Consider the following 2,407-nt stretch of genomic DNA (forward strand, 5'->3'; position numbering starts at 1 on the left):
TGTCTGTACTTAATATTCTGGTGGCACGGCGCACGCATCTGTCTGACAGCAGCAGGAAAGTGGCCGACTGGATCATCGCCCACCCCGCCCAAGCGGTGCTGTTAACCAGTCAGGCACTCGCCGCTCAGGCAGAGGTCAGTCAGTCCAGCATCGTCAAATTCACCCAGAAGCTTGGGTTTAGAGGTTACAGTGATTTTAAGCTGGCATTAACTGAAGACCTGGCGCGTAAACAAGCACTACAGACAACCCCTTTGCACAGCAACATTCTGCTTGATGACCCTCTGGCCGTTATCGCTCAGAAACTGGTGCAGGCCAAAACCGATGCCATGTTTCAAACCACCAATGCCTTGTCGCTTGAGGTGTGTTATGAAGCGGTAAGCTGGATTGACCAGGCCAGCCGGGTTCAGGTATTGGGAATTGGCGGCTCTGCCCTGACGGCAAAGGATTTGTCGTACAAACTGCTTAAACTCGGAATTACCGCTCTGAGTGAGCAAGACAGTCACGTACAAATTGCCACCGCCAGGACGTTGACCGAACAGGATGTTCAGATCGTGATTTCTTTTTCTGGTGACCGTAAAGAAATGCTGGTGGCGGCCGACGCGGCCAAGCAAAAAGGGGCCCGAGTGATCGCGCTGACGTCAACACGCAAAAACAAACTCAGAGCCATGGCTGATTTGGTCTTTGATACGGTTGCCGACGAATCACAACACCGCAGTTCGTCAATAGCATCACGAACGGCGCAAAACGTGATCACCGACCTGCTGTTTATCACACTGGTGCAACAACGAGACGAGTCGGCGCGAAAACTGATCGACGACATTTCATCGGACATTCGCCTGATCCTCAAATAGCACGGCCAACATAAAGCGGAGCCGAAGCTCCGCATGTTCAGATGCCCTCTTCTATTGCGTCCTCATCAAACAACGAAGAGCATTTGATCTCATATTGATTAAACGAGAAACGACTCGCGCCGTGCGTACGCTTAGTAATGACCTTTTCTTCCCCGTACTGCACCGTGACATGGGTGTAGACCTTACTTTTTACTTCAATGAAATTTTCTTCCAACGCACGATTAAACTCATCTTCCAGCACATCGATCGCCGTTTTGGTTTTTTCCAACTTTGCATTGGCCGCTTCTTTCATCTGCTCCATCTGCTGGATCTCTTCGTCACTGCGCTCGGCTTTTGGCCGCTTTTTCAGCTCCAGTTCCTTTCGCACCAAGGTCATGGTTTCTTCCTGAACCTGACGGTACATTTCGCGGTAACGAGCGATCTTGTCTTTGTAGGCATTAAAACGGGCAAACGCTTCGACATAAGTTGCGGTATCCCCCTCTACACCAAGGTTGATACAACTGATTTTCCCCCCGACCTGGCTGGTGCCGCCACTGAGCGTGCCTTGTTTCCCAGTTTTGTCTGATACCGTTAGATTGCCACCGCAGCGCAGATGATTGCTCAAACTGTGCACCACCAGTTCAATATCCTCCGCCGCCTGCAATTCGGCATACTGCGCATAGTTGGCTTTAATATTGGCACCGGATTTAACGACACAACTTTTGCGTTCGCCATCGGTGTCGGTATGGCCGATGATCCCCTTGGCGACAATAATGTCGCCTTTCGCCTGGACATCGGCCGATTCAATAAATCCGCCCACCGTAACGCTGCCAGTTGCCCGGACAACCATATCGGACTCAATGTCACCGTTAACAATCACATTGCCCTTAAACTTCACGTGACCGGTCGCGACGCCAATATTGGCCAGACACAAAGCATTTTCCACTTCGACGGTTTTATTACGAATAATCGGCATCCCGGAAACACTGGCCAACAGCAGATTGGGATCCGTAGGCGAAATATGTGAGCCTTTCGATGCCGACAGCGCCTGATCTTTCCCCGGCTTGGGTGGAATCAACTTGCCCTGAACCGTGACGCCCGGCTCACCTTTGGTCGCCGGTTTACGTCGCATCAGCGGCTGCTTCTCATCAACGGTGATTGTTTCCCCCAGATTGAGCATGTCGATTTTATCGTTCTGCTCATCCTGCTTGGGTGCCAAGACTTGTTTACTGACATCTTCCACCAATGGCACAAACTGCACATCTTTACCTTGTATTGGCGGCTTTCCTTGCGCCACCGCCTGAGAAAACTCCTCACCCGGCTTAAGTGTAGCACTGACCATCAACACTTTTTTCAGCGCCAGCTTATTGATACCTTTCGTCACATGCGCCTGAGCCAAAGCCTGAACCAAGCCGACGCCATTCAATGGCTTACCACCGTACGCTCCCGTGACGACCATGGTCGCAATCATGTCGTTATCGGATAGCACCACCTGAACGCTGGCATCACGAACCCCACCGATGACCAATCCGGAATACGCCTCACCTTTCATCTCGCGCGAATAATTGATGAAGCGG

2 protein-coding genes are annotated in these 2,407 nt (G+C 51.5%); one reads left to right on the forward strand and one right to left on the reverse strand.

The annotated features are described in order from the left end of the window. A partial coding sequence (locus CAG65_RS05175; protein ID WP_237668753.1) for an SIS domain-containing protein occupies nt 1-851 on the forward strand: 851 nt, incomplete at its 5' end. A gap of 37 nt (nt 852-888) precedes the next feature. On the opposite strand, the gene CAG65_RS05180 is transcribed toward CAG65_RS05175, so the two are convergent. Continuing rightward, on the reverse strand, nt 889-2,407 hold a 1,519-nt coding region (locus tag CAG65_RS05180; protein ID WP_161452633.1), incomplete at its 5' end, for a DUF342 domain-containing protein.

The sequence above is a fragment of the Vibrio sp. V39_P1S14PM300 genome, from assembly GCF_009904765.1.
Taxonomy (GTDB): Bacteria; Pseudomonadota; Gammaproteobacteria; order Enterobacterales; family Vibrionaceae; genus Vibrio; species Vibrio proteolyticus.